Annotated in this window: 20 protein-coding genes; 14 read left to right on the top strand and 6 right to left on the bottom strand. The window is 65.5% G+C overall.

All coding sequences use genetic code 11. From position 1 onward, the window contains the following. Nucleotides 1-710: 710 nt before the first annotated feature. Nucleotides 711-1,619, bottom strand: a complete 909-nt coding sequence (locus ACRXBZ_RS38240) for an IS5 family transposase (RefSeq protein ID WP_433877464.1) — start codon at nt 1,617-1,619, stop codon at nt 711-713. Nucleotides 1,620-1,734: 115 nt separating this feature from the next. On the opposite strand from ACRXBZ_RS38240, the gene ACRXBZ_RS38235 reads away from it, so the two are divergent. After that, nucleotides 1,735-2,655 (top strand): IS701 family transposase, encoded by a 921-nt coding sequence (locus tag ACRXBZ_RS38235; protein WP_433883237.1) that lies wholly within the window; start codon nt 1,735-1,737, stop codon nt 2,653-2,655. Nucleotides 2,656-3,009: 354 nt separating this feature from the next. On the opposite strand, the gene ltrA (ACRXBZ_RS38230) is transcribed toward ACRXBZ_RS38235, so the two are convergent. Beyond that, entirely contained in the window at nt 3,010-4,500 is a 1,491-nt protein-coding gene (gene ltrA, locus ACRXBZ_RS38230) for a group II intron reverse transcriptase/maturase (RefSeq protein ID WP_433883236.1), read from the bottom strand. A 441-nt stretch (nt 4,501-4,941) separates the two neighbouring features. Here ltrA (ACRXBZ_RS38230) and ACRXBZ_RS38225 point away from each other — a divergent pair, with 441 nt between their 5' ends. From ACRXBZ_RS38225 to ACRXBZ_RS38205, 5 genes are all read left to right on the top strand, one after another. Next, the gene (locus ACRXBZ_RS38225) at nt 4,942-6,276 is read left to right on the top strand and encodes an IS66 family transposase (protein ID WP_433883235.1); all 1,335 of its coding nucleotides are present in this window, start codon (nt 4,942-4,944) and stop codon (nt 6,274-6,276) included. Nucleotides 6,277-6,453: 177 nt separating this feature from the next. Continuing rightward, nucleotides 6,454-6,747, top strand: coding sequence for a transposase (locus ACRXBZ_RS38220; protein ID WP_433883234.1), 294 nt, complete (start codon nt 6,454-6,456; stop codon nt 6,745-6,747). After that, entirely contained in the window at nt 6,744-7,652 is a 909-nt protein-coding gene (locus ACRXBZ_RS38215) for an IS3 family transposase (RefSeq protein WP_433883233.1), read from the top strand. Before ACRXBZ_RS38220 ends, ACRXBZ_RS38215 begins: the two co-directional genes overlap by 4 nt. 798 nt (nt 7,653-8,450) lie before the next feature. Next, nucleotides 8,451-10,229 carry a reverse transcriptase/maturase family protein gene (locus tag ACRXBZ_RS38210; protein WP_433877661.1) on the top strand — a complete coding sequence of 593 codons (1,779 nt, stop codon included), beginning with the start codon at nt 8,451-8,453 and terminating at the stop codon, nt 10,227-10,229. 218 nt (nt 10,230-10,447) lie between these two features. Further along, the gene (locus ACRXBZ_RS38205; protein WP_433883232.1) at nt 10,448-10,837 is read left to right on the top strand and encodes a hypothetical protein; all 390 of its coding nucleotides are present in this window, start codon (nt 10,448-10,450) and stop codon (nt 10,835-10,837) included. A gap of 22 nt (nt 10,838-10,859) precedes the next feature. Here ACRXBZ_RS38205 and ACRXBZ_RS38200 read toward each other — a convergent pair whose 3' ends face one another. The 3 genes from ACRXBZ_RS38200 to ACRXBZ_RS38190 all read right to left on the bottom strand — a co-directional run bounded on the left by ACRXBZ_RS38200 (nt 10,860) and on the right by ACRXBZ_RS38190 (nt 14,785). Beyond that, nucleotides 10,860-11,246, bottom strand: a complete 387-nt coding sequence (locus ACRXBZ_RS38200; RefSeq protein ID WP_433879291.1) for a hypothetical protein — start codon at nt 11,244-11,246, stop codon at nt 10,860-10,862. 224 nt (nt 11,247-11,470) lie between these two features. Next, a complete protein-coding gene (gene ltrA / locus ACRXBZ_RS38195; RefSeq protein WP_433882425.1) occupies nt 11,471-13,135 on the bottom strand; it encodes a group II intron reverse transcriptase/maturase in 1,665 nt (554 codons plus the stop codon). A 714-nt stretch (nt 13,136-13,849) separates the two neighbouring features. Then, nucleotides 13,850-14,785, bottom strand: a complete 936-nt coding sequence (locus ACRXBZ_RS38190; protein ID WP_433883231.1) for an IS4 family transposase — start codon at nt 14,783-14,785, stop codon at nt 13,850-13,852. Nucleotides 14,786-14,903: 118 nt separating this feature from the next. Here ACRXBZ_RS38190 and ACRXBZ_RS38185 point away from each other — a divergent pair, with 118 nt between their 5' ends. From ACRXBZ_RS38185 to ACRXBZ_RS38155, 7 genes are all read left to right on the top strand, one after another. Further along, the gene (locus ACRXBZ_RS38185) at nt 14,904-15,296 is read left to right on the top strand and encodes a hypothetical protein (RefSeq protein ID WP_433883230.1); all 393 of its coding nucleotides are present in this window, start codon (nt 14,904-14,906) and stop codon (nt 15,294-15,296) included. Beyond that, nucleotides 15,269-15,859: a response regulator transcription factor gene (locus ACRXBZ_RS38180; protein WP_433883229.1), complete on the top strand. Its 591-nt coding sequence runs from the start codon at nt 15,269-15,271 to the stop codon at nt 15,857-15,859. The genes ACRXBZ_RS38185 and ACRXBZ_RS38180 overlap by 28 nt, the downstream gene beginning before the upstream one ends. 301 nt (nt 15,860-16,160) lie before the next feature. Then, nucleotides 16,161-16,919: an IclR family transcriptional regulator gene (locus tag ACRXBZ_RS38175; RefSeq protein ID WP_433883228.1), complete on the top strand. Its 759-nt coding sequence runs from the start codon at nt 16,161-16,163 to the stop codon at nt 16,917-16,919. A 32-nt stretch (nt 16,920-16,951) separates the two neighbouring features. Next, nucleotides 16,952-18,982 carry a hydantoinase/oxoprolinase family protein gene (locus tag ACRXBZ_RS38170; RefSeq protein WP_433883227.1) on the top strand — a complete coding sequence of 677 codons (2,031 nt, stop codon included), beginning with the start codon at nt 16,952-16,954 and terminating at the stop codon, nt 18,980-18,982. 253 nt (nt 18,983-19,235) lie between these two features. Then, entirely contained in the window at nt 19,236-20,906 is a 1,671-nt protein-coding gene (locus tag ACRXBZ_RS38165) for a hydantoinase B/oxoprolinase family protein (protein WP_433883226.1), read from the top strand. A gap of 34 nt (nt 20,907-20,940) precedes the next feature. Beyond that, the gene (locus tag ACRXBZ_RS38160) at nt 20,941-22,272 is read left to right on the top strand and encodes an MFS transporter (protein ID WP_433883225.1); all 1,332 of its coding nucleotides are present in this window, start codon (nt 20,941-20,943) and stop codon (nt 22,270-22,272) included. Then, nucleotides 22,269-23,438, top strand: coding sequence for an aspartate aminotransferase family protein (locus ACRXBZ_RS38155; RefSeq protein WP_433883224.1), 1,170 nt, complete (start codon nt 22,269-22,271; stop codon nt 23,436-23,438). The genes ACRXBZ_RS38160 and ACRXBZ_RS38155 overlap by 4 nt, the downstream gene beginning before the upstream one ends. A 79-nt stretch (nt 23,439-23,517) precedes the next feature. On the opposite strand, the gene ACRXBZ_RS38150 is transcribed toward ACRXBZ_RS38155, so the two are convergent. Beyond that, the gene (locus tag ACRXBZ_RS38150) at nt 23,518-24,843 is read right to left on the bottom strand and encodes an MFS transporter (protein ID WP_433883223.1); all 1,326 of its coding nucleotides are present in this window, start codon (nt 24,841-24,843) and stop codon (nt 23,518-23,520) included. Nucleotides 24,844-24,973: 130 nt separating this feature from the next. Here ACRXBZ_RS38150 and ACRXBZ_RS38145 point away from each other — a divergent pair, with 130 nt between their 5' ends. Next, on the top strand, nt 24,974-25,897 hold the full coding sequence (locus ACRXBZ_RS38145; protein WP_168588279.1) for a LysR substrate-binding domain-containing protein: 924 nt from the start codon (nt 24,974-24,976) through the stop codon (nt 25,895-25,897). Nucleotides 25,898-25,951: the final 54 nt, after the last annotated feature.

Raw genomic sequence — 25,951 nt, 5'->3', positions numbered from 1 at the left:
CTGCTCCAGATGGCAGACATCCGAACGGATCGTGTTATCGGCCAACCCGGCGGCCGAGCGGGCCAGCACGAACCCGGCGAACACATCGGTCTCGAACCGCGCGATCTCCTCCGGGCCCAACGGCTCGCGCATCTCGCGCAGATCCCGCACGGCCGCCAGCACCACCGCGCCTCCTCGACTTCAGCCCTACCCCAATATTGATCGGCAACTTATACTGAGGTTTCGCAGTTTTTGGTGAGTTGATCTGACGTGGTGGATGCCGAAGGTGCTCGGCGTGGCGGCGTGACCTGGCCTGAAGATGGAGGAAGCATCGGCGTTGCTTGCAACCGCCCGTTGTCCGGGAGATTCGCCGATGCTTCCTGTGGGAACCATACCGTCTTGTTTGCTGTCGGTGTTGGAAGGGGTGCGTTCGGTGTTCACCGCACCGACGTTCGCCACGTTCGTCTCGTTGGTGACCGGCCTGCTGGCAGCCACAGGCCCCCGGACGGTAACGGGAATGTGGAGCGCGGCCGGACTGGCGGGACGCTCCCACCACGCTCGGGCGCACCGGTTTTTCTCCCACGCGCGTTGAGATCTGGATTCGCTGGGGTTGCTGCTGGCCCGGCAGGTGGTGGCCCGTTTCGTCCCGGCCGGGCAGGCGGTGACGGTGGTGGTCGACGACACGTTGTTTCACCGCTATGGCGCTAAGAGACTGTTGGGTAACTGGGTGGTTACGCAGCGATGTTGGTTTCGGCGGTGAGTCGGCGGGCGGCTTCGCGTTCGGTGGCGTTGGACCACCGGATGCTCTGGCCGGCGAGCCGGGTGGCCATGAGGCGGATCATCGCTAGTTTGATCATGTTTTCGGAGTTCGCGGTCAGGCGTTCGTAGTCGCGGGCGAGGCGACGGTTGCGGATCAGCCACCCAAAAGTTCGTTCGACCACCCACCTACGTGGTAGCACCTGGAACCCCTTGACATCGTCGCTGCGTTTGACGATTTCCAGTACCAGCCCGAGTTTTTCCTTCGCCCAGGCCAGCAGGCCGTTGACGACGGAGTTGGCGTATCCACCATCGGCCCACACCAGAGCGATCGAGGGGAACCGGGCCGCCAGGCGTCGCAGGATCTCGCGCCCGCCGCGCTCCGCGCGGTCCTGCACCGATGCGGAGGTGACCATGACGACCAGCAGCAGGCCGAGGGTGTCCACGACCAGGTGCCGTTTGCGGCCTGTCGTTTTCTTGCCCATATCGAACCCGCGTTCCTGCCCTCCCTCGCTGCTTTTGATGGACTGGGCGTCGAGCACGGCCGCCGACGGGTCCGCCGTGCGTCCGGCCTGGCGCCGAACCTGATCGCGCAGCGCGTCGTGGACACGGTCGATCGTGCCGTCGGCACTCCAGTCCCGAAACCAGCGATAGGCCGCGTCCCAGGGCAGCAGATCACGGGGAATCATCCGCCACTGACAACCCGAACGCAGCACGTAGAAGATCCCGTCCAGCACCAGGCGATCGTCGTATTTCCTTGCCATACCGCCCTTTCGGCGGTCTCGTACCGGCATCAACGGCTCCAGGACCGCCCACACCTCATCGGTCAGACTGGACGGATAACATGGGCGGCGATCATCCCCGCCGGTATCGCAGTTGCACACACAACAAGATCACGGCGGGGATGATCTCTTTGTCATCTCGACACACCGACCGTGATCAACATCACGCCACGCTCAGTGTCGTCCCAGTTACCCAACAGTCTCTAAGACCCACGGGGTGTTCTGGCAGCACGACGGCTCGGCGAAGGGCCGCGACGGGATCGGGCGGGGTAACTGCTTCGTGGTCGTCGGACTCATCGTGACCGTGCCGTTTTTGACCAGGGCGGTCTGCCTGCCGGTCCTGTTCCGGTTGCATATCCCCAAATCCGGTGTCTCCAAGCCCGACGCGGCCCGGGCGCTGGTCGGGTTGCTCGCCCGCGCGTTCCCCGAACGCACCCTCCACGTGGTGGCCGACGCCGCTTACCGGGGACCGGCGTGGCGCACGCTGCCCGGCACCACCACGTTCACCACCCGCCTGGCAGCCAACGCCGTGCTGTATGCCCTACCGCCCGAGCCCACGGGCAAGCGCGGGCACCCCAGATGGAAAGGCGAGAAACTCGGCACCTGCACCGACCTCGCGGCCACCGCCACCTGGCGAACCACGGAAGTCACCTGCTACGGCAAGACCGAAACCGTGCACATCGCCACCATCACCTGCCTGTGGTGGGGCTCGCTGCACCGTACCCCGGTCACCGTGGTGCTGATCAAGGAGACCGACTCGGCCCGGCCCTACGACATCGCGCTGGTGTCCACCGACACCAGCGCTTCAGCCGAAACAGTCATCGCCCGCTACGCCGACCGCTGGAGCGTGGAGCAAACGATCAAGGACTCCAAGATCCTCATCGGCGCCGGTGACACCGCCAACCGGCTGCCTCGCGCCGTCGAGCGCACCGTGCCCTTCGCGATGCTCGGCCTGACCATCCTCACCCTGTGGTACGCCGCCAACGGCACCCCCGAGGCGGACCTGGCCACCGCCCGCGCCCGAGCACCCTGGAACCGCAAGAAGTGCGCCACGAGGCGCTGTCATTTCCGGATGGAGGTGAAAGACCGTCCATTTCTCCGCCGTCGTAGCGGTGGAGTAAAGCTGGAGGCAGCCTGATCCGGGGGTCACCGGGGAGGGTGGGAGCAGCCTCGAGTGCGCCACGAAGCATCGTTGTTCCGAATGGAGGTGAAAGACCGCCATCTCCTCGCCGTCGTAGCGGCGGGGTGAAGCGTCAGGCAGCCTGATCCGGGGGTCGCCGGGGAGGGCGGGAGCAGCCTAGAGAAGCCGCGTCGGCCCAGGACTGCCGGATGGGCCGGGCGTGGTGAGCGAGATGGGAAGGTACACGCGAGAAATCGGCTACATTACGCCTCTTGAGCTCCCGCCAGCTCTAACCCGGTGGATGCGGGCTGGTGGATCGCGGTAGGGACCGCCCTCACAGGCGGCCCCCCGCGCAGATCCCAGCGTGCAGGACTACCGCACTGGGCTCCTGCCTCGGGTTTTGGCGTCGAAGCGCACGTCGGGGAAAGGGTGCATCTTGCGAGCGGGTGGTAACCAACGGTAGGCGAGGCGGTTCATCCGTGGCCAGGTGATCCGCGTGCGCTGGCTGCGGCGCCGTAGCGCTTTGTACCAGTGCCGGGTCACCTGGGTGCGGAAGGCCGCTACTGCCTGGATGTTGCCGGGCACGGCGTAGTAAGCGAGGTGACCTTGCACCACGCTTCGCAGCCACTGCCCTTGGTCGGGGATGGGCTCATGCCGGCGTCGCTTGAGTTCTTCTTTGACCTCACGTAACTTCGCCCGCATTCGCTTCGAGATGGTGACCCGCCGCAGCCAGAACCGCCCGTTCCTCGTCTTGCCGCACTGGTGCGTGAGGCCGAGGAAGTCGAACGTCTCGGGTTTCCCGAGCCCCCGCGCCGCTCGCCGCCAGGCGGCGTGCCGCCCGAACTCGATCAGCCGGGTCTTGTCGGGATGAAGTTCCAGCCCGAACTTCGCGAACCGCTCGCGGAGATCGGCAAGGAACCGCTGCGCGTCCTCTTGATACTCGAAGCCAGCGGTGAAATCGTCGGCGAAACGCACAATGATCACATCACCGCGCGCATGACGGCGTCTCCACCACTGCGCCCACAGGTCGAACACATAGTGCAGGTAGACGTTAGCGAGCAACGGTGACACCGATGCCCCCTGCGGTGCTCCCTTCCCTGTCTGCGACCAGTTCCCGTCCTCGACAACCCCTGCGGCCAGCCATTTGTCGATGAGCCGCAGCACCCGCTGGTCCGCGATCCGGTGCTCAAGAAACTTCCGTAGCCAAGCCCGATCAAGCTGGCCAAAGAAGTCGCGGATGTCCGCGTCGAGTACCCAGTTCACGTTCTTCCGCTTGATCCCGACCGCCAGCGCGTCCAGCGCGTGATGCGGACTGCGCCCTGGCCGGAAACCGTAGGAAAAGCCCAGGAAGTCCTCCTCGTAGATGGCATTGAGCATCTCGACGACGGCCCGTTGGACGATCTTGTCCTCCAACGTGGCGATGCCCAGCGGTCGCTGCCGCCCGTCCGCCTTCGGGATATACGCCCTCCGCGAGGGTTTCGCCTGGTATGCGCCACTGTGGACCCGCGTGTGCAGGTCCCGGAGGTTGGCCTCCAGGTCCTGCCTATAGGTTTCCCACGTCATCCCGTCCACCCCCGGAGCGGCATCCGGGCGAATCGCCCAGTAGGCCGCCCGGAACCGATCCAGGTCGACATGGTGCAGCAGCGCGGTGAACCGCGCTTCCTTGTCCCTTCGTGCTACTTCGCGCACACGAGCCAGCCCGTGTGGCACGCCTGGCCCGGCTCTGCGTCCGGGACGTGTCGGCCTGGTCGTGTTCCCCTCGGCCAGCCCCCTTTCCTCCACCACCTCCGCCGCCGCTGACGCGGCTTTGTTCGGTGGCTTCGCAGGTACTACGGGGCTGTCAGACTTCCCACGCTCGTTCATCCCAGGCTTACCGCCTCAGCGTTCCCTGGGCGACCCGCCTGCTGATCAGGCAGACGGGCGAGTGTGGGATCTCCCGGTTCTCGCGCATGGAGATTCCGTACATGCACAGGTTCTCCGACCGCGCGGGGTCCGCTGGCGACTCGCGTATAACGCCGCCAGCGATGTTGCCTTCCGCCTTGGACAACGACGTCGGCACCCCGGTGTTGTTGATTTCGCGGCTCAATAGCCCGGCCTGCACGTGCCCCTGTCAACGCTTCGCCGACGCCCTCACAGGCGTCCACGCATGACCCGGGGTCATCGTGGGTCGCTGGCCCTTCGATGCGGAGCTCTCTCATCTCCTTCTCCATGCCGGTTTATCCCGGCGCTCTGTGCCATTCAAGGGTCTGGTTGAGCTGGGGTTGTGGTTGCGGGCTGGCTGGCTTGATCTTGCAGGGTTGATCGTTGATCATTGGGGTTGTGTCCGGACCGGAGCAGCCCGCGCCCTCGTATGACGAGTTGGTGTCCTTGGTTGAGGGCTTGGTGCCTCGGGTTGAGGCCTTGGAGGCAGAAAACGCCCGGCTGCGGGCGGAGAACGCTGAGCTGAAGCGCAGGTTGGGTACGGATTCGACGAATTCCTCAACGCCGCCATCGCAGGACTCGCTGGCAGCGAAGGGAAAACGCCGCGCGCAGCGCTCGCAGCGGGTGCGGTCGAAGGACCGCAAGCCCGGTGGCCAGCAAGGACATCCAGGGTCGGGTTTGGTGCCGGTGGTCAACCCGGATCGCAGCGAGACCGCGCCCGAACCGACGCGATGTTCGGGGTGTAGTGCGGATCTGGCCGAGGGCCGGGATGCGGGGATGTCCTGGACGCAGGTCTGGGACACCCCGCCGATCCGGCTGCGGCGGGTGCAGTACCGGCTGCCGAAGCGGCAGTGTGGCAGTTGCGGGAAGACCACGACCGCGGCGGTTCCTTTCGGGCAGGCCGGGGCGGTGTGCTACGGGCCGAACGTCAACGCCGCGGCGGTCCTGCTGTCCTCGACCGGGAATGTGCCGGTGGAGCGCACCGCGACGCTGATGGAAGCGCTGCTTTCCGCTCCGGTGTCGACCGGGTTCGTCGCCCGCGCGCACGAACGTGTCGTTGAGGCGTTGGATCAGGCAGGATTCGATGACGCGATGCGCGCCGTGCTGGCCGCCGAACCGGTGCTGTGCGCGGACGAAACACCGGTCAACATCGCACACCCCGACACCGGCGAGGACGGCCAACCGGTCCCCGGCGCCCCACATGTGGTCTGTGTGCGCACCCCGGATGAACGGCTGGTGTGGTACCGGAACCTGCCGGCACGCACCAAAAAAGCGCTGCGCACCCTCGGGCTTTTCAACGATTACACCGGGTATCTCGTGCGCGATGATTACACCGCCTGGCATCAGTTCGACGCCCGGCTGGCCGGGGTCCAGCAGTGTGTGGCGCACCTGTTCCGCCACCTGCAAGGCGTTCTCGACCTGCACCCCACCCAGCAAGGATGGGCCGCCACCGTCCGCAAGGTGCTGCGCGAAGCGCACACCGCCGTCGCCGACGCCCACGCCACCGGGGCCGATCGCCTCGACCCCGACCTGCTAGCCGACCTGCGCGCCCGCTACGACAAGGCCGTCGCTTGGGGAATCGCCACCGCGACTGGGACAAAGGCAACCACCCCGGCTACAACCTCGCCACCCGACTGGCCGGCAAAGCCAACCAAGTCTGGCTGTTCACCAGGGTGTTCGTGGTGCCCTGGACCAACAACGCCTCCGAGCAAGCGCTGAAAAGCCCGAAACTGCATCAGAAAGTCTCCGGCTACTGGCACACCCTGGCCACCTGGCCCGGTTCTGCCGAGTCCGTTCCTACCTGACCAGCGCCACCAACCACGGGCGACGCGCCATCGACGCCATCCACGCCGTGGGTTTCCCCTCGTACCGTAGAGGCATCGCCGATGAGGAGTGATGGCCGTGGAACGGCGGCATTTCGATCGAGAGTTTCGGGAAGGCGCGGTCCGGATCGTTCGGGAGACGGGCAAGCCGATCGCGCGGGTCGCCCGGGAGCTGGGGATTAAGGAGGGCACGCTGGGTCGGTGGGTGAACCTCGACCGGCGGGCTCGTAAGGGCGACGGGGCGCTCAGCGAGAGCGAGCGTGACGAACTGAACCGGTTGCGTAAGGAGAACGCCGAGCTGGCCATGGAGCGTGATGTGCTCAAGCGCTCGGCCGCCCTCTGGGTCAAGGACGCGATGGGGCGGTGAGCCTCGCTGTCTTGATCGCGGCTCAGAGGGTGGAACACGGTATCCCGCACGCGGTGTCCTGCCGCGCTCTGGGGGTGTCGCAGGCGTGGTTCTACAAGTGGCGTCGTGGTGATCCCTCGCTGCGGCACAAACGCCGGGTGGCGTTGGCGTCGGTGATCGCGTATTTGTTCAGGGTTCATCGCGGCACCTACGGGTCGCCGAGAATCACCGCCGATCTGCGGGAGATGGGCTGGCGGGTCTCGCCCAACACGGTGGCGGTCCTGATGGCCGAGTCCGGCCTGGTGGCCCGGGGCAGGCGGCGACACCGGTCGGCGACCAGGCCGGACCGGAGGGCCCGGAAGGCACCGGATGCGGTGCGCCGGGACTTCCGCCCACCGGATCGGCCCGACGAACGCTGGTGCGGTGATCTCACTGAAATCCCCACCGATGAGGGAAAACTCTATTTGGCAGCGATCCTGGATCTGTATTCCCGCCGCTGTGTCGGGTTCGCCATGGGCGCCCACCACGACGCCGAGCTGGCCCGGGCGGCGCTGTGCGTGGCCATCGCCATCCGCGGCGGATCCGTGCAGGGCGTGGTGTTTCATTCCGACCAGGGCGGCGAGTACACCGGTAACATCTTCGTCGCGGCGTGTCGCGGCGCCGATATCACCCAGTCCATGGGACGCACCGGCTCCGCGCTGGACAACGCGGTGGCCGAGTCGTTCAACTCCACCCTGGAGTTCGAACTGCTCAGCACACGCCGTTTCACCACCCGCGGGCAGGCTCGGTCGGCGGTGGCCGCGTGGATCGACGAGTACAACACCGTCCGCCGCCACTCCACCAACGGCATGCTCAGCCCCATCGCCTACGAACACGCACGAACCACTGAGGCGAACGCACCCCAGGCACCGAGAACGGCGGCATGAAATACCAATCGAGGCGGCTTCGCCGCCACTGTCCACACCAGACCGCGCCGCGCAAGGCTACGGGGCCGCTCCTCCGGCCTCAAGGGTCGCTTCGCGATCGCTACGCGACGGGCCAGCGGCCCGCCCTTGACCCCGGAGCCTCTACGGCCCCTAACGCGCAGCGGCACGGGCAGGACCCACGGTCCCGCCCGCCCCAGCAGCGCGGCGCTGACCACAACCTACAACATCCCTACAAATCAACCCTCTACAGTTTCAGGGGATTGCTGCGCCACGAGGCGCCTTGGATATATGCCCTGCTCAGCAGGGAGAGATTGGAGGTGGATTTCTGGGTCTGATGGCTGACCGGAGCCCGAAAGAGCGCAAGGGAAAATAGCATGCCAGAAAACCAGCGGTCGTGCCCAGGCGTGTGGGGCGGCGCGCTGGGGGACCCGGCGTGATATGGCGAAAGCTGGATTGCCTGAAGCCCAATCTCCAGTTGGTGCAACTGAACGCCCGCCGGAAGAAAACGCCTGAAACCGGTGTCGTCTCATGCGGCAGGGTGTCAATCCACCTGCTGCAACCTTCTGAGGCGAAGCGATGTCCAATGAGGACATTCAAGGAGATGAGTGGGTCGCCTACGTCACGCTAGAACCGTATTCAAGGACGAACGTGGGATCGCCTACGGGGCGCGAGCCCTACGGCGACAGAGTGCCCGTAGTAGTCGCAGGAGTGACGACCTGCCAAGGAGGACGGGAAGGCCGTCCGCAGGGCGAAGGGGCACAGGTGATCGGACACCATCGAGACCGGGAAGGATGCGAAATGCAGAGTGCTGAAACGGTGCTGGGTGTCCTCCGTGAACGCGGCAGGAAAGGTCTGCCGTGCAACGAGTTGTATCGACAACTGTTCAACAAGGATCTGTATCTGCTGGCCTACGGACGCATCTACGCCAACCAAGGTGCGATGACGCCCGGGGTCGGCCAGGAAACCGCGGACGGCATGTCGCTGGAGAAAATCAACGCCATCATCGAAGCAACGCGTCACGAACGCTACCGATTCTCTCCCGCACGGCGGACCTACATCCCGAAAAAGAACGGGAAGCTACGCCCGCTTGGGCTGCCCACCTGGTCGGACAAACTTGTTGGCGAAGTGGTGCGCCTGCTTCTGGAGGCCTACTACGAGCCACAGTTCTCCGACCGATCGCACGGGTACCGTCCCGGCCGGGGCTGCCACACCGCGTTGCGGCAGATCACCAACACCTGGACCGGCACGGTCTGGTTCATCGAGGGAGACATCTTCGACTGCTACGGAAGTCTTGATCACCAAATAATGATCAAGATCCTGGCGGAAAAGATCCATGATGGACGGTTCCTGCGGCTGATACGCAACATGTTACGGGCCGGATACCTGGAGGACTGGGTATACAACACCACCCTCAGCGGTGCGCCACAGGGTGGGACCGCCTCGCCCATCCTCTCGAATATTTACCTGGACAAGTTGGACAAGTTTGTCGAGACCGTTCTTATCCCACAACACACCCAAGGGCAGCGCAGGGCTCGCAATCCTGCCTACCAGAAAATCAAGGACGGTCTGAAGGAAGCGCGACGACGCGGCGATCGGGCCAAGGCCCGAACACTGCGTGGCCAGCTTCGCCGCCTACCGGCCGGGGATCCCCATGATTCTGGCTATCGGCGGCTGCGCTATTCGCGCTACGCGGATGATCACCTGTTGGGTTTCACCGGACCCAAGGTCGAAGCCGAGAGAATCAAAGATCAGCTGGAGACGTTCCTGCGTGACGAACTCAATCTGGAACTATCCGCCGACAAGACACTGATCACGCACGCCCGGACCCGGGCAGCGCGATACCTCGGCTATGAGATCATCACCCAACATAACGACACCCGCATCACCGGTGGTCGTCGAACGGCCAACGGACAGATCGCGCTGCGGGTGCCACTCGATGTGATCACGGCCAAGAGCGCCCCCTACCTGCGACACGGCACACCGTGGCACCGCAGTCCCATGCAGAATCTCGACGACTACGACATCGTCAAGACCTACGGGAACGAATACCGGGGCATCGTCCAGTACTACCTGCTCGCCATCGACGTCTGGCGGCTCTCCCGGCTCCGCTGGGTCGCCGAGACGTCGATGCTCAAGACGCTGGCGGCAAAGCACAACTCCACGGTGAGCAAGATGGCGGCCCGTCACAAGGCCAAGATCTCCACACCGCGAGGGCTGCGCACCTGCTTTGAAGCCCGCGTCGAACGCGACGGCAAGCAGCCACTGGTCGCACGGTTCGGCGGGATACCCCTTGCACGGAACAGGGACGCAAAGCTACACGACCGCGTCCCCATGCCGGTTCCTCATCCCCGTAAGGAGCTGGTCTCCCGGCTCCTGAAGCGGCGGTGTGAGTTGTGTGGCGATGCGGCCAAGGTGCTCGTGCACCAAGTCCGCAAACTCACACAACTCGGGGAACCCGGCCCAGATCAGCCCGTCTGGGCGGCACTCATGACCAGGATGCGCCGCAAGACCCTCGTGGTCTGCCATCCCTGCCACCAGGCCATCCATCACGGGCACCCCGCCGCGAACGCGGCATAGATCGCTGGAGAGCCACGTACTGGGAAACTAGTCCGCGTGGTTCGGAGGGAGGCCGCGCCGGAAAAGGACCTGCTCAGCAGGAACCTCGCCGCGCGGCCCACCCTGTCCACCGCCCTCACCGGCAACCCCTGGATGCCACCAGTCACCCCAGCCTGACCACAAAGATCAACTAGCCAGGCATTCGAATTTCGACCCTGAATGGACACGTCCGCTACCGGATGCTGGAAACCATCCGCCAATTCGGCCGGGAGATCCTCTGCGCCGACGGGGAGGAACTCGACGTCCAACAACGGCACCTGGCGTGGTATCTGAAGCTTGCCGAGGACACCCATCATCGATGGTTCGGGGCCACCCAGGAACAGATCGCGGACCGAATGCTATTGGAGCAGACCAATATTCGTGCCGCGATGGAGTTCTGTCTTGCCACGTCAGGGCAATCCCACGAGGATTTGCGGATCGCCGACGCATGCCGCGACGTGTGGAGGGTCAACGGACTCGTCAGTGAAGGACGCCGCTGGTTCGAACGCCTCTTGGGCCACCACGACCAACCCAGCGTCGCCCGAGCTCGTGCGCTCGCCAGCGCTACCCTTCTAGCGTCAAGGCCGTGAAGTTTGGCTGTTGTAGTGATCGTCAAGGGTCTGCGGGTGTGAGGATGTCGACGCCGACAGTGGCTTTGTAGCTGGTTCGGTCGATGTTCGGGCCTCGGGCCTGGTATTTGGAGATGGCGCGTTTGACGATGCGGGGACATACCCGTAGTCGTCGGGCGGGGAGCAGGTTGGCCAGGATATGGCGGCCGATGGTGCCGACCAGATCGATGACCGTGTCGGCGATGACGTTGGCGGCCTGGATGAGTTGGTCGCGGGCGGCCTGGTAGGCGATGGTGAAGCTGGCTCGGTCGGGATCAATGTCGGGTTGGGTGTTGGTGGCGTCGGCCATCGCGGTGCGCAGCAGGTGGTAGGTGACCAGCAGGGCGTAGATCTCCTGTTCGGCGCCAGCCGGGGTGCGGGCGCGTAACACCCGGCCGCCGAGGATGGACGATTTCAGTTCCAGGTAGGCGGTTTCGATCTATCGGGTAAGGCCAGCGGGTTGCCCCGCTGGCCTCCCCTCAGCACTGCCCGTGCGGCTTTCACCGCGAGTCAGCGCAAGCAAGCCGCGAGGGCGGTGTGGGAGTGCAGGCTGTGCGGCTGCGCTGGCGAGCGAGGAGTTCGCGCTGGCAGGCCGCGTGGACGAGGCGGGTGTGGTCACCGTCTGGTGAGCTGGGCCGTCCGTGATGGGTGAGGTAGTTGGCGTTGATCGCCCGTCGGACGACGTGCTGCCACCACCGTTCCCATTCGTGGGGGGGACTGCGGTTGGTCGGCGGTCAGGATCGGTCCCCGGCAGATCGGGCAGCGGCCGTCCTGCTTGGTGAGCAGGCGCAGCGTGTAGCTGTCCAGCGGGGGTTTGACGCGCCGTCGCCGGTTGGCCCAGTACTCGGCCAGGGCAGGGTCATCTGGGGATGCCGCGCCCTTGACCATGGTGTGCCGGACGATGCCGGTCCAGGAGGGTTTCGCCAGGTAGGTGCCGCTGGCGGCGTCACCGAACACCCAGCGATCGTTTCTGAACTTGTTGTATTTGCCGAAGTAGCGGGCCACGATCCATTTCTTCGGCTTGTTGGCGTGGCTGAAGGTTGCCCACTTGTAGCAGAGCACCCACAGATAGTTGTCCAGACTGGAAAATGTGCTGGACGAGACCACGCCCCGGTAGTAGGCCGTCCAACCCCGGGTGATGGGGTTGATCCTGGCGATGACCGCAGCCGCGTTCGCCCCGCGCAGGGCGCGGAACTCGGTGCGGAGCCGTTCCCGGATTCGCTGGACAGCCGCTTTCGATGGTTTGATCAGCAGCTTGCCGTGATACCGCCTGATGTTGAAGCCCAGAAAGTCGTACCCATCATCATCGATGTTTACGATCTTGGTCTTTTCCTCATTGAAGCTGAGACCCCTGGGTGCCAACCATTCAGCGATTCTGGCCTTGATTTCCTGTGCCTGCCGCTGGCTGTGGCAGAGTGCGACCAGGTCGTCGGCGTACCGAATTACCATCGGTGAGCCCGGTTTGATTTTCCTCGCCTCGCTGGTGCCGGCGGGGTAGTATTGGACTCCGGCTGCTGTTTCCAGCCCATGCAGAGCGACATTCAGTAGGAGTGGGCTGATCACGCCACCCTGGGGTGTGCCCTCATCGGTTGGCGTGAACCCTTTTCCTTCCTCTATCACACCGGCTTTCAGCCATTCCCGGATCAGGTCCCTGGCCGGGAAAGACCCGAGTGCTTCCAGTAGCCGGTTGTGGTCGATCTTGTCGAATGCCGCTGCCAGGTCCGCGTCCAGAGCCCAGACCCGCTTGGTCTTGGCGGAACAGCAGGTCTGGAAGATCGCCCCGATCGCGTCATGGCAGCTTCGCCCCGGTCGAAACCCGTAAGACTTGGGTTCGAACTGGGCTTCCCACTCAGCTTCGAGTGCATTACGGACCCTGCCTTGATGGCAGCGGTCCGCGATGACCGGAATTCCGAGCGGCCTCAGCTTTGCACGGTTTCCCGCCTTGGGTATATAAACCCTCTTCACCGGCCGGGGACGCCAGGTTGCGGCTTCGCGATGCACCCGCACCGCCAGCTCCATCCTGGCCTGAGGAGTCAAGGCGACCTCCGCATCGACCCCGGCGGTTTTGCGTCCCGCGTTCAACTGCGTCGCTTGCCGCACGCTGACCAGCGTGTTGCTCCAGCTCCGCAGCATGAGTTTCTGCAGGTTCCTGACCGTGGCCAGGGAACCCTCCCGCGCCGCCTTGAAGATCCGCTGCCGTAGCCGCCGTACGTTTTCCTCGTGCAGGCGCCAGTCAATGGCGGCCCAGTCGAGGGTCACGTCCTTGGGTCCGTTCACCATCGGTGTCTAACTTGTCCTTCGGTTCCAGGGTTTCGGCTGCTTGTCTTCAAAGGCTCACCTGCCCACGTCAGCGCCTCTTTCAAGGCCCGGGCACCAGGCCCGGTATCCGGCCAGTTATCCAGTGGCGGCGGCCGGGAGGTGCCGTCGTGTTGCCGCTGGTTTCCTGTTGACTTTCGTCCACCGCCACCAGGGTTTCTCCCGATGACGATGACGCCGTTATCGGCATGACCGGCTTTTGCTTCTTGGGCATCTTGTTCCCGGCAGAGGATTCCGCCTTCCTCGCGGTTGGCCTACCTGCCCGCCCCCAGGCGATCAGGACTCCGCCGGGGTTTCCATGTTCCGCACGTGTGAGATGCGGCCGGGGTGGGTGCCTCCTATACTCCGGGGCGGTGGTGTCCTCCCGATCAGCGCTGGGTCTCCGATCGGCACCTGCCGTTTCTCAACGGCCAGCCCTGTCATCCGCCTGACACATTCCACCGGCGGAAGCCACTATTACGAAGCATGCGGAGATTCACCTACATTCACCCGTCCGGCCTTCTCCTCGCCCGCTGCCGCTGGGTGGAACAGCAGCAGCTTCGGCTTTTACCCTGGGCTTCACACCCCGCGGTTACCCACGACGCATGCCAAGGCGGAGACGATCCCGCGGACACTGGACCGGATCACGTCTTCACTAGGGGAACCTCCAAACAACGTGACCACTCACATCGTGCGACCTCACGTCGCACCCCAACGGTGGTGGTACAAGGTGATCAACTCGGCGGCCGGGTAGTGATGGTGATCGGTCAGGGTGGTGGCCAGCCGGTAGACACCGGTGTGCCGGCCGGCGGTGGTGGAGATGGTGATCTCGCACTCGACGACCCGTACCAGCAGCCGGCCCAGCATCGACAGGTAGGACCCGTCGGGGTATCGGGCCAGGACTGGCATCTTGCGGCCGTTTTTCAGCCGGACGAGGACGTCGGCGCCGGTGTCTGCGATCTCAGTGATGAGGTCTTTGGCGCCGAAGTTGCGGTCGGCCAGCAGGATCATCCCTGGTCGCAGACTGCGCAGCAGGTGTGGTGTGTAGGTGGTCTCGCCGGTGGTGGTGGGGCCGAACACCGCGTCGATCAGGGTGCGGGTGCCGCAGGCGAGCAGGGCCACCAGCCGGATCTGGGGATAACCGGTGCCACCGTGGTTGCCGGGGTGTTTGGTGAAACGGGCCAGCATTCTGGGGTTGTCGGGCACGGTCAGAATGGTGCCGTCGATCGCACAGACCAGCAGGCCACGCCACCAGGTTCCGCGCTGCCCCACCGTGGCCGCCGGTCCGCGGAGCAGGTCGAACAACCATCGCAAGGGCGCGACGCCGATCCTGCGGCGGGCTTGCGCGAGTCCGCTGGTGGTGGGGGTGACCAAGGGCAGGCCAGTGAGGGAGACGGTGAGTTTGCGCCATACACCGGGATAGCCGATCTCGGGGAACAGACACGCGGCCAGCAGCAGGTAGACCACCACCCGTGAGGGCAGATCCCGCAGCCGGGACTGCGTGGTGCGGGTGGCGGTCAGGGCCTCATCGACCATCTCGAAGGGCAAGTGCTGGGTGAGTTCACCGAGGTGACCGGGTGCGAACCGGCCCCCGGACACGGTGATCGTGCGGGTAATGACAGACTGGGTATCCAACGGAGTTCCTGCTATCTGGTGATCTTGGTCGACACCGTTCTAGCAGGGACTCCGTTGCCCGTTCCCGGGGGGTTGACAAACCGGCTCACGCCTTAACTACCCGGCCTTGCTTCTAGCGTTGCTGCAGAACGACCTCACCGCAGGGACCCGCATGTTGCGCGAGAGCAAGCAATTAGCTGACGACCTCGGCGACACCATCGATGCGCGCTGGTACAAGGTTCCTGAGGCGTTCGCTGCCATGCACCGGCACGACTTCTCCAGCGCCATCGCGCTCCTCGATAACATCTCCACCCCCAGCAAGGACTGGGACTGGGGAATCACGGCCAAGATCCTCCTCAGCTTCAGTTACTGGATGCAAGGTGACGACGGACAGGCGATGGCCCAGTGGCAAACCTCCTGGACCTGTGCGAGAAACACGCCGAACGGTGGCGCCGTGCCTACGCGTTGTGGGGCTTGGGCCTTGAGTATTGGCGCCAAGGCGACTTGCCCCGTGCTCGAAAGCTCGAACTGAAATGCCTGGCAGCGCAAGACGAATTCCACGACAAGTACTGCACCGCACTCTGCTTGGAAGCCCTGAGCTGGATAGCCGCGAGCACCGGCCAGCACAAGCAAGCAGCTCGCCTGCCCGGCGTAGCTCACACCCTCCGCAGCGAATTCGGTGGCACCCTGTTTTCCTACTTCAACGAGTACCAACAGCTCTGCCAAGAAGAGGTGCGACGGTCATTCGGAGAAGAGGCCTACACCAAGGCGTTCACGGAAGGGGGCCGACTGTCCTTCCGCGACGTGGCAGGAGAGCTCCTCGGGCATACCCCCGCCCAAAGGACGGCCACGCGCAACGAACCAACCGAACAGCTCACCGTACGAGAACGGGAAGTCGCTGCTCTCGTGGCCCAAGGAATGAGCAACAAGCAGATCGCCGAAACCCTGGTCATCTCCCAACGCACCGCGGAAGCCCACGTCGAACACATCCTCACCAAACTCGGCTTCGCCTCCCGCACCCAGATCGCGGCCATGGTCGCGGAAGCTCGAAGCACCGCCAACTCGCCGCAGCCAGGACCGCGATTCCGCCAATGACGACCCCAGCCTCTGCTCGCCTCGGAGGCTCAGATCCCCGGCTCTTTTGCGACAGCCAACCCCAGCGCCGCTCCAGGACCGCGCTCGCCAGCGCCACCCATCTCGCAGTCCTGCAAAACCGCTGCCCCGGCGCATCGCAGCGCCTTGCTCGGCGCGGTGAACCAGCAGTAGTCCGCCCTGCCCAGGCTTTGCTTCTCGGCCTTGGCTCGCCGGGTTTTGCATGAACGAAAACACGCGAAGCCTTGACTAGGCTGCGCGTACTCCTTAACGTGTGTTCGCATCTTACGAAAGGTGTTCGTATATGTCAAACACATCGCGTACTTCGAGCACGGCGGCTACCGCGTTGCGCGTGCTGCGACTACTCGCCGACAACCCGGGCGGGATGGGTATCACCGAGGTCGCGCGGGCGCTGGAGATCGGGAAGAGCAAGGCTCATCTCCTGCTGGCCACGTTGCTGGAACAGGAGTTCGTTGAGCGCACCGCGGATAGCCGGTATCGGCTGGGCCTGACGGCGTTCGAGGTGGGATCGGCCGTTCCGGACGCGGCGCGGTTCGGGGGTGATCTGATCGCACCGATGCGTGCGCTTGCTGACTTGTGCGGGGAAGCCGTGTCGCTGGCGGTCCCGCGGAACCGTGACGCGATCATGATTCAGCGGTTCGAAACGAAGCACGTGCTTCGGGCCGAGATCGGTGTGGGCACGCGGATGCCGTTGATCAGCTGTGCTTCGGGGAAGTTCCTGCTCGCGCACATGACCGACGACCAGGTCGACAGCCTCTACCCCGGTGAGGCGCTGCCGCGTGTGTCCGCAAACAGCGTCCGCACCAAATCCTCACTCAAGGCTTTGTTCCCGGAGATTCACCGGAAGGGCTATGCCCTCAACGACGAGGAGTATGCAGAAGGGATTTCTGGCGTCGCCACCGGCGTCGCCGACGCAAGCGGACATTACGTGGCCGCGCTCAGCGTCGCCGGGCCCAGCAGCCGTTTCCGCACCGACCAGTGGATCGAGCCATTGGCGGAAGCGGCGCAGAAGATGACTGAACTGCTATCCAGCCGGCCCTGACCGGCTGAGGAACACCGAGGTTGATACTCACAATGGAGATCGTCGCTGGAATCGATGTGGGTGGCACGTTCACCGATGTGCTGCTGTATCACGCGGGAACCGGGGAACTCCGGCTCGCCAAGGTTTTTTCCACGCCGGGGCGGCACGCGGACGGCCTGCTCACCGGCCTGCGGCAGTTCGACGTGCCGCTTGCGGAACTCGACGCGGTCGTGCATGGCACAACGGTCGCGACCAATGCCGTGTTGGAGCGCAAGGGGTCGCGGACCGCGTTGGTCACCACGCGGGGTTTCCGCGATGTGCTGGAGCTGCGCAGGCGCGACCGGCCCACGACGTACGGTCTGACGGGCACGTATCGGCCACTGGTTCCGCGGAGCTTGTCGTTCGAGGTTGACGAACGCGTCGACGCGCAGGGGCGAGTGATCGAACCCCTGTCCCGAGAATCGGTGGAGGCCGCCGCCACGTCGCTACGCGGGTCCGGCGTGGAGAGTGTCGCGGTCTGCTTAATCAACAGTTACGTCAATGCCGACCACGAGCGGTCGCTCGCGGAGGAGTTGCGCCGGTTGCTGCCTGGCGTGGAGGTGACCGCATCGTACGAGGTGTGCCCGGAACTGGGCGAGTTCGAGCGGGCCACCACCACGGTGGCCAACGCCTTCGTCCGGGCGCCGATGTCACGTTACCTCGGTGCGGTGCAGCAACGATTGGAGGATCAGGGGTTCGCCCGGGACGTGCAGGTGATGCAGTCCAACGGCGGGTTGATCCCGGCCCGCCGAGCTGGCGAGCTCGCTGTGCGCACGCTGCTGTCGGGTCCTGCCGCGGGCACGGTCGCCGCGGCGGCGTTCGGTGAGGCGGCCGGTCTGCCCGATGTCATCTCCTGCGACATGGGCGGCACGAGTTTCGACGTCGCGCTGATCCCCGGCGGCTGCCCAGCGGTGACCGCGGAGAGCGCCATCGACTACGGGGTCCCGATCAAGGTTCCGATGATCGACATTACGACCATCGGCGCCGGCGGCGGTTCCATCGCGTCGGTCGACCGCGCCGGAATCCTCCAGGTGGGCCCCGAAAGCGCGGGCTCCGATCCGGGCCCTGCCTGTTACGGCCGGGGCGGCACACGCCCCACTGTCACCGACGCCAACATCGTGCTCGGCCGGATCGCGGCCGACCAGCGACTGGGCACACAGGGCGGTTTCGCGCTCGACCGCGACGCCGCAGTCGAAGCCATCCGTTCGCACGTCGCCGAACCGCTCGGCCTCGACATGACCGCGGCTGCGCTCGCGATCATCCGCTTCGCCAACGAGAAGATGGCCAACGCGATCCGCATGGTGAGTGTCGACAAGGGACACGACCCGCGCGAGTTCGCGCTGGTGGGATTCGGCGGCGCGGGCCCCATGCACGTCGCTGAGCTGGCCAGTGCCGTCGGCGCCACGACCGTGCTGGTCCCTCCGCATCCCGGTGCGCTGTCGGCATACGGCTGTCTGATCGCCGACGTGAAGTACGACTACGTCACCGCCGTCGGCTCCGATGTCGCCGAGTGCACGGCCGGAGGCGTCGAATGTGTCCTTGCCGATCAGGCCGAGCTGGGACGCAAGACCCTGGAGGCCGACGGGTTCACCGAGCAGGACGTCGCGGTGGAGCACATCGCCGAGATGAGCTTCAGCAAGCAGCTCTATTCGATCCGCGTACCTCTCGGAGACGAGCGCGAGGCGTGGACCCCGGACAGGCTCGCCGAGGAGTTCCACCGGCAGTACCTCGCGATCTACCACGGCCGCAATCCCTCGGGCACGATCCGCTTGATCAGCCTTCGCACGGTCGTGACCGGCAAGCGCCAGGCCGTCAAGCAGGTCATGGCTACCTCGACGGAGCACGCGCCAGCCCATGAACGGACCGTCTTCTTCGGCGACGGTACCCACACGGTTCCCGTACTACGACGGGAATCCTTGCTCCCGGGCCAGCATCTCCAGGGCCCCCTGGTCGTGGAGCAGAGCGACACCACGATCGTGCTTCCCCCAGCTACATCCGCGACCGTTCACGAAAACGGCAGCCTCATCGTCAAGGTGGCATCTTGAGTTTCCTCCCGACGGCTAAAGCCGGGGGAATCCCTTCCGCCTCGCGGCGGAAGCTTCCTGCTTCGTTGCCGGTTGCCTCCCCGGTTAAGGCGGGGGACGCAGGAAGCGCCCAGAGGTCTTACACCCGCTCCACAGGCCACGTCCCACACCCCGCGGGAACACCCTGTAAAGGCTTGATCAGTGCAACTCACGAGAGGAGGTGGGGTGGCTCCTCCCCACGGCTAAAGCCGGGGGTCTCCGCCACCTACACATCATGACTGAACTCGATCCGCTGTCCATCGCCGTCATCCGGGGCAGGCTCGAACAGATCGCGGACGAAATGGATACCGTGTTCGAACGGATGGCGTTCTCGCCGGTGATCTCCGACGCCTGGGACCGTGCCGACGGCATCTATTCGGCCACCGACGGCAGCATGATCGTCCAGGGCACGCGCGGGTTGCCGATCTTCGTCGGCACCATGCAGTACACGGTGGCGAGTGTGATCTCCGGTGCCGGCGAGGTCCGGCAGGGGGACACGTTCATCGTCAACGACCCGTTCGCGGGCGGCACGCACATCATGGACACGAAGATGGTGCGGCCGTTCTTCTACCAGGGCGAGCTGTTCGCATACCTGGCCAACACCGGGCACTGGCCGGATCTCGGCGGTCGGGTGCCGGGCGGGTTCGGCGCGGCGGCCACCGATTGCTATCAGGAGGGCCTGCGCCTGCCGCCGGTGAAACTGTTCAGCGGCGACGAGCTGAACCCCGATATCGTCGCGATTCTGCAGACCAATTCCCGGCTGCCCGATGACGTGCTGGGCGACATCGACGCGCAGGCGACGGCGTTGCGCGCGGGCGAGGCCCGGCTCACCGAACTGCTCGACGAGTACGGCCCCGAACTCGTGAGCGCGGTGATCGATTCCTTGCGCGAGCGGTCGGCTCAGCAGATGCGTTCGCACATCGCTGAGATCCCAGATGGCACCTACCACTTCGTCGAGGAGATGGACAACGACGGAATCACCGACGAGGTGCTGCGGGTTGATGCTCGGATCACCGTCGCAGGCGAGCAGTTGACCATCGACTTCAGTGGGTCTTCCGCGCCGTGCAAGGGGCCGATGAACTCGGTGCACGCCGCGACGGTGTCAAGCAGCATCGTCGCGATCAAGCATCTGTTCCCCGAAATCCCGATCAACTCGGGCATCTTCGAGCCGATCACCTTCGTCATCCCGGAGACCGTGTTCCTCAACGCCAAACCCCCGCGCCCGGTGGCAGGCTGCGCAGCCGAGACCAGCCAGCGCATCATCACCGCCGTCATGGGCGCGCTCGCCGAAGCCGCGCCAGACCGCGTCCCGGCCGGGTCGTCGGCCACCGTCAACAACCTTTCGATCGGCGGCGTGCGGGAGGACGGGACGCCCTTCGTGCTGTACGTGTTCCTCGGCGGCGGATACGGGGGCCACCCGGGCGGGGACGGGCTGTCCAACGGCTGCTCGTTGATGAGCATCGGTAGGGTGCAGTCGATCGAGACCCTCGAACAACGCTACCCCCTGCGTTTCCGGCAGTATTCGCTCCGCGACGGATCCGCGGGACACGGCAGGCAGCGCGGCGGATTCGGAGTCCATTTCGAGTTCGAATTCACCGCCAGCGAAGGGCAGGCCAGCCTTCTCGGAGACCAGGCCAAGACCGCCCCGGTCGGACGTGCCGGCGGCACGCCCGGGCAGACGTCCTCGCCGTGGTTCCGGATCGGCGGCGCGCAAGTAACCCTGCCGATGATCAGCAAGGGGGAGAACGTCGCGCTGCGCACCGGCGACATCATGTGCCTGCGCACCCCGGGCGGCGGTGGATATGGGCCTGCCGCCGAGCGCGATCCCGAAGCCATCGCGGCCGACATCGAACGTGGCTATCTCGATCACGAGACGGCCACCCGGATCTACGCGCAGACCGCGTAGCCAGCCCTCACCGACTCCCAACTGGAGTAAAGCCATGTCCGAAACAACCGCAGGATCGGAGACTCCGATCCGCCGGGCCATCCTGGGCAGTCTCGTCGGGACCTCACTGGAGTGGTATGACTTCTTCCTCTACGGCTCCGCCGCGGCACTCGTGTTCAACGAAGTCTTCTTTCCCACCTTCGACCCCCTAACCGGCACCCTCCTGTCGTTCCTGACCTTCGCGACCGGTTTCCTCGCCCGACCCATCGGCGGCATCCTCGCCGGACACTACGGCGACCGATTCGGCCGCAAGAAAGTTCTGTTGTTCACGGTTTCGCTGATGGGCGGCTCGACCGTCGCGATCGGGCTGATCCCGAGTTATGCGACCATAGGTGTTGCCGGGCCCATCTTGCTGATCGTCGTCCGGCTCGCGCAAGGATTCGCACTCGGCGGCGAGTGGGCCGGTGGCGCGCTAATGATCGCGGAACGGGCGCCATCCACGCGCCGCGGCTACCTGACCAGTTTCGTCCAAGTCGGCGTCCCGATCGGCACGCTGCTCAGTACCGCCGTGCTGTACCTGATGTCAGGCACCCTCTCGCGCGACGCCTTCGTTCAATGGGGCTGGCGGATACCTTTCCTGATGTCTATTGTGGTCGTTCTGATCGCCATCTACATCCGGCGCAAGGTTGGCGAATCGCCGGCGTTCACCGAACTCGACGCGGAGACACGCACCACCGGGCACGCGCCGATCTTGAACCTGCTGAAAACCCAGCCGCTGGACGTGCTGCGAGTGATCGGTATCCGCGCCGGCGCAGACATCGTCTACTACCTGCTGGTGACGTTCCTCCTCACCTACGTCACGACCACCCTCGGCCTGCCGCGCAGCGTCGGCCTGCTGGCAACGCTGATCGGCGCGGGCATGCAGCTATTCACCTATCCCGCGTTCGCCGCACTCAGCGACCGCTACGGCCGCAAGAGTTTGACGATCTTCGGCGCCGCCGGGGCGCTCGTATGGATGGTCGCGTTCTTCCCGCTCGTTGACACCAAGAGCACGGGACTGATCGTGCTCGCCGTGCTCGGCGGCCTGTTCTTCCACTCAGCGATGTACGGGGTGCAGGCGTCGTGGATCTGTGAGCTCTTCGATACCCGGCATCGCTACAGCGGTGCGTCTCTGGGCTACCAGCTCTCCGGCATCGTCGGAGGCAGCCTCGCCCCGACCATCGCGGTGGCCCTCCTGCAGGCGTCGAACTCGACCACCCCCGTCGTGGTCTACGCATGCGCAGCGCTTGCCCTGGTGCTCGTGGCCGCGTCGCTGACGCGGGAGACCAGAGGAGGAGACCTGCACAATCCAGGTGCCGTGGCGAAAGTAAGGAGTGGTGCGTTGTGAGTATTGCGGATAGGGCTAGGCAGGTGTTGCCGGGCGGCACCACCCGAACGACGGTGTTCGTCCCTCCCCACCCGCCGTACGCCGTACACGGCGAGGGCGCGATCGTCACCGACCACCGTGGTCATCAGGTCATCGACTGCAACAACAACTACACGTCGCTCATCCACGGGCATGCCCACCCGGATGTACTTCAGGCCGCGACCGAAGCCGCTTGGTCCGGCACCGCGTTCGGCCTGCCGACGGCATCCGAGGTCACGCTCGCCGAGCATTTGCGCGAACGTACCGGCATCGAGCAGTGGCGATTCTGCAATTCGGGCACCGAAGCGGTGCTCATGCTCCTGCGCGCGGCCCGTGCCCACACCGGCCGCGACCTCATCGTGCGGTTCGAAGGCAGCTACCACGGCACCGGCGATGCGGTCGTCTCGCCGGGGGCGCCGGGGGTTGCGCGTTCGGTCTCCGACTCGGTGCTCGTCCTACCGCAGAACGACCTCGAGGCGTTGACCGCAGCGATGCGGAAACACGGTGACCGGATCGCGGCGGTACTCATCGACCTCATGCCCAACCGTGCCGGACTCAACCGTGCCGACTACGAATACGTCGCCAAACTCCGTGCCCTTACAAGACAGTACGGTGCGCTGCTGGCGGTCGATGAGGTCATCACGTTCCGCCTGCGCGAGGGAGGACTGCATCAGGAGTACGGCCTGCAGCCGGATCTCGTGTCTGTGGGCAAGGTCATCGGCGGCGGATTCCCCGTCGGGGCGATCGGGGGACGCGCCGAGGTCCTCTCGCCGTTCGTCCCGCAAACACCGGGAGCCGTGTCCTGGGGCGGAACCTTCAGCGCCAACCCAGTCACGATGGCCGCGGGAATCACCGCGCTCGGCCTTTTCGATTCCCAGAAGATCGCGGAGCTGAACCGACGTGGTGACGAGCTGCGGTCACGGCTTCACGATGCCGGTGTCGCGGTGCACGGCTCGGGCTCGTTGCTCCGGTTGATAGCACCGGACCCCACCGAAGTGTGGTGGAGCCTGTACCGGCGCGGCGTGCTCTGCGGCACCAACGGATTGCTCGCACTCTCCACGGCAATGACACCCACCCACATAGAACGGGTCGGCCAGGCGGTCATCGACGCAATCGACCCGAAAGACACCGCCCAGCAGTCTCAGTGAACTTCGAGCACCCGCAGGCAGGATGACGGAGGGGGACGCGTATCGCGTCCAACTCCGTCTCCTGTCCTTACTCGGAAGGTTAACGGCGAGCTGCCGACTTCGTCTCGATCTCACCCGCTGGACTAGGCCCGGGGCTGCCGGGGGCGTGCGCGGGGAGGCGTCGTGCGAATTGTGTGAGGGATAGCAGGAGGAGAACGGTGGCGGGGATCGCACCAGCGAGCGTTAGGCCTATTCGGGGGCCGAGGTGCTGGTTGACGGCGCCGAGCAACGGTCCGCCGAGGGCGCCGGTGCCCATGAACACGAGAAGGTAGACGCCCACCACCCTGCCGCGAAGCGCACTCCCGGCGGCGAGTTGCACGGTGGCGTTGACCGCGGTGAACAACTGCTGGGTGACCATGCCGACCGCGGCGAGGGCGCACGCGAGGCTCCACAGCGTCGGCATGGCGGCGGCGAGCAGGTACAGGCCGGCCAACGCACACCCGGTCCAGGTCAGTCCACGCAGGGTGGTGCGGGTGCGGGCCGCGGCGATCAACGCGCCCAGCACGGAGCCGAGCGCGACGGTGGAGGTCAGCAGCGCGTAGCCGGCCGGTCCGCTGTGGACGGTGCGGGCGTAGGCGGCCAAGGTGCCGGGCAGGTTGAGCGAGAACATGCTGAACGCGCCGACCAGCACGATGGGCCGCCAGATCTCCGGTCGCCGTGCCAGCGCGCGCAGACCGCCTGGGGCGGGTGCGGCAGCGCTCGCCCCAGGCGGTGAGTGCGTGAGCCGGCCGGGGTCGATGCAGGCGAAAGCAACGAGCGCGACAGCGTAGGAGACGGCGTTGAGGGCGAAAGCCCAGCCCGGGCCGACGACGCTGATCAACACTCCGGACACCGCCGGGCCGGCAAGGGCACCGAGTTGCCACACCGAGGAGTTGAGGCTGACCGCGCTGTGAACCTGGCCGTACCCGACCAGGTCCAGAACAAACGCTTGCCGCACAGGCTGATCGATCGCGGCGATAGTGCCGACTCCGGCCGCCAGAAGCTGGATCTGCCAGGCGGTGATCTGGTGGGTGAGAGTGAGCCCGGCGAGCAGCGCGGCCAGGATGGCGGCCGCAGCTTGGGTAATTTGCAACACGCGGCGCTTCGGGAAGCGGTCCGCGATCCACCCGCCTGCCAGCCCGACGACCAGCATGGGCGCCCATTGCAGACCAGCAGTGACGCCGACGGCGGTGGCGCTCCCGGTGAGGCTGAGGACCAGCCAGTCCTGGGCGATGCGCTGCACCCACAGCCCCGTAGTCGCCACCGCCTGGCCAATAAGAAACAGACGGAAGTTCCGGGAGCCCAGCGCGGCAAACCTGACACTCCGCGGGGTAGGCGGTCTCGACCGGGTGGGGAAATGCTCGCGTCTGTGTGCCGCCCTAGTCACGGCGAAGCGCCTCCTTCGTTAGCCGGATCTGCCTCTCCATCATTGGGTGCCCATACCAATTTAGAAAGAAAATTGGTACAATAATTCTCATTACGAATCGCGATGAATCGCCGAAATATTTGGGGTAGTGGTGTTTCCTCCGGAGCAGGTGCGGACGTTCCTGGCGGTGGCGCAGTCGTTGAGCTTCACGCAGGCCGCGGCGGCGCTGGGTCTCGGGCAGCCCACGGTCAGCCAGCACATCCGCAAACTCGAGCAGACAGTGGGCCGGCCGCTGCTGGTCCGGGACACCCGCCGCGTGACCTTGACCGTCGACGGGGAGGCGATGGTCGGCTTCGCCCGCTCCATCCTCGCCGCAAACGCCCAGGCGACGGACTACTTCACTGGCGCCGGGGTGCGGGGCCGGTTGCGATTCGGAGTGACCGACGATCTCGCCTTGACCCAGGTGCCACGGATCCTGCGGGACTTCCGGCACCTCAACCCCGGTGTCACTCTCGACCTCACCGTGTCCCAAAGTGTGCAGCTGCAACGCCGGGTGGAATCCGGCCACGTCGACGTCGCCTTCCTCAAAACCGCCGCCGGAGACGGGCGCGGTCGGCTGGTGCGCCGGGACCGGCTGGTCTGGGCGGCCGCCGATGGCACCGGCCTACGATGGGACGAACAACGACCAGTACCACTGATCGTCTACCAGGCCCCCAGCCCAAGCCGCGCACTGGCCGTGCAAGCGTTGGAACAGGCTGGCATTAAACACCGCGTGGCCTGCACCGCGCGCGGAATCAACGCCGTACTCGCCGCCACCCGCGCCGGCCTCGGCGTCGCGATCTTCCCCCGCAGCCTGCTGCCCGCCGACCTAGCCGAGCTACCCCACAGCACCGGACTCCCCGAACTCGGCGAACTCGACCTGGTCCTCCTGACCAATCCCCACGCCCCCGCCGAACCCGTAGAGGCACTCACCACAGCGATCCTGGCCCACAGCAACCCCATTCGCCCCATCCAGGACACCCGCCACTGGCCGACCACCCCCACAGGACCAGGCATCCCCGGAACGCGTCCATAAATGGAGAGCTGAGGCCGTGCCTTTCAACCAGTGGCCAAGCGGGCGACCGCGCCG

The sequence above is a fragment of the Saccharopolyspora hattusasensis genome (assembly GCF_050972075.1).
Lineage (GTDB): Bacteria > Actinomycetota > Actinomycetes > Mycobacteriales > Pseudonocardiaceae > Saccharopolyspora > Saccharopolyspora hattusasensis.
This window is presented reverse-complemented; position numbering and strand designations above follow the sequence as displayed.

Excerpts from the sequence above, each read along its gene's own strand:
- ACRXBZ_RS38205 (WP_433883232.1), top strand. The coding sequence starts at position 10,448 with ATGCTGGAAACCATCCGCCAATTCGGCCGGGAGATCCTCTGCGCCGAC.
- ACRXBZ_RS38210 (WP_433877661.1), top strand. The coding sequence starts at position 8,451 with ATGCAGAGTGCTGAAACGGTGCTGGGTGTCCTCCGTGAACGCGGCAGG.
- ACRXBZ_RS38220 (WP_433883234.1), top strand. The coding sequence starts at position 6,454 with ATGGCCGTGGAACGGCGGCATTTCGATCGAGAGTTTCGGGAAGGCGCG.
- ACRXBZ_RS38175 (WP_433883228.1), top strand. The coding sequence starts at position 16,161 with ATGTCAAACACATCGCGTACTTCGAGCACGGCGGCTACCGCGTTGCGC.
- ltrA (WP_433882425.1), bottom strand. The coding sequence starts at position 13,135 with ATGGTGAACGGACCCAAGGACGTGACCCTCGACTGGGCCGCCATTGAC.
- ltrA (WP_433883236.1), bottom strand. The coding sequence starts at position 4,500 with ATGAACGAGCGTGGGAAGTCTGACAGCCCCGTAGTACCTGCGAAGCCA.
- ACRXBZ_RS38160 (WP_433883225.1), top strand. The coding sequence starts at position 20,941 with ATGTCCGAAACAACCGCAGGATCGGAGACTCCGATCCGCCGGGCCATC.
- ACRXBZ_RS38165 (WP_433883226.1), top strand. The coding sequence starts at position 19,236 with ATGACTGAACTCGATCCGCTGTCCATCGCCGTCATCCGGGGCAGGCTC.
- ACRXBZ_RS38170 (WP_433883227.1), top strand. The coding sequence starts at position 16,952 with ATGGAGATCGTCGCTGGAATCGATGTGGGTGGCACGTTCACCGATGTG.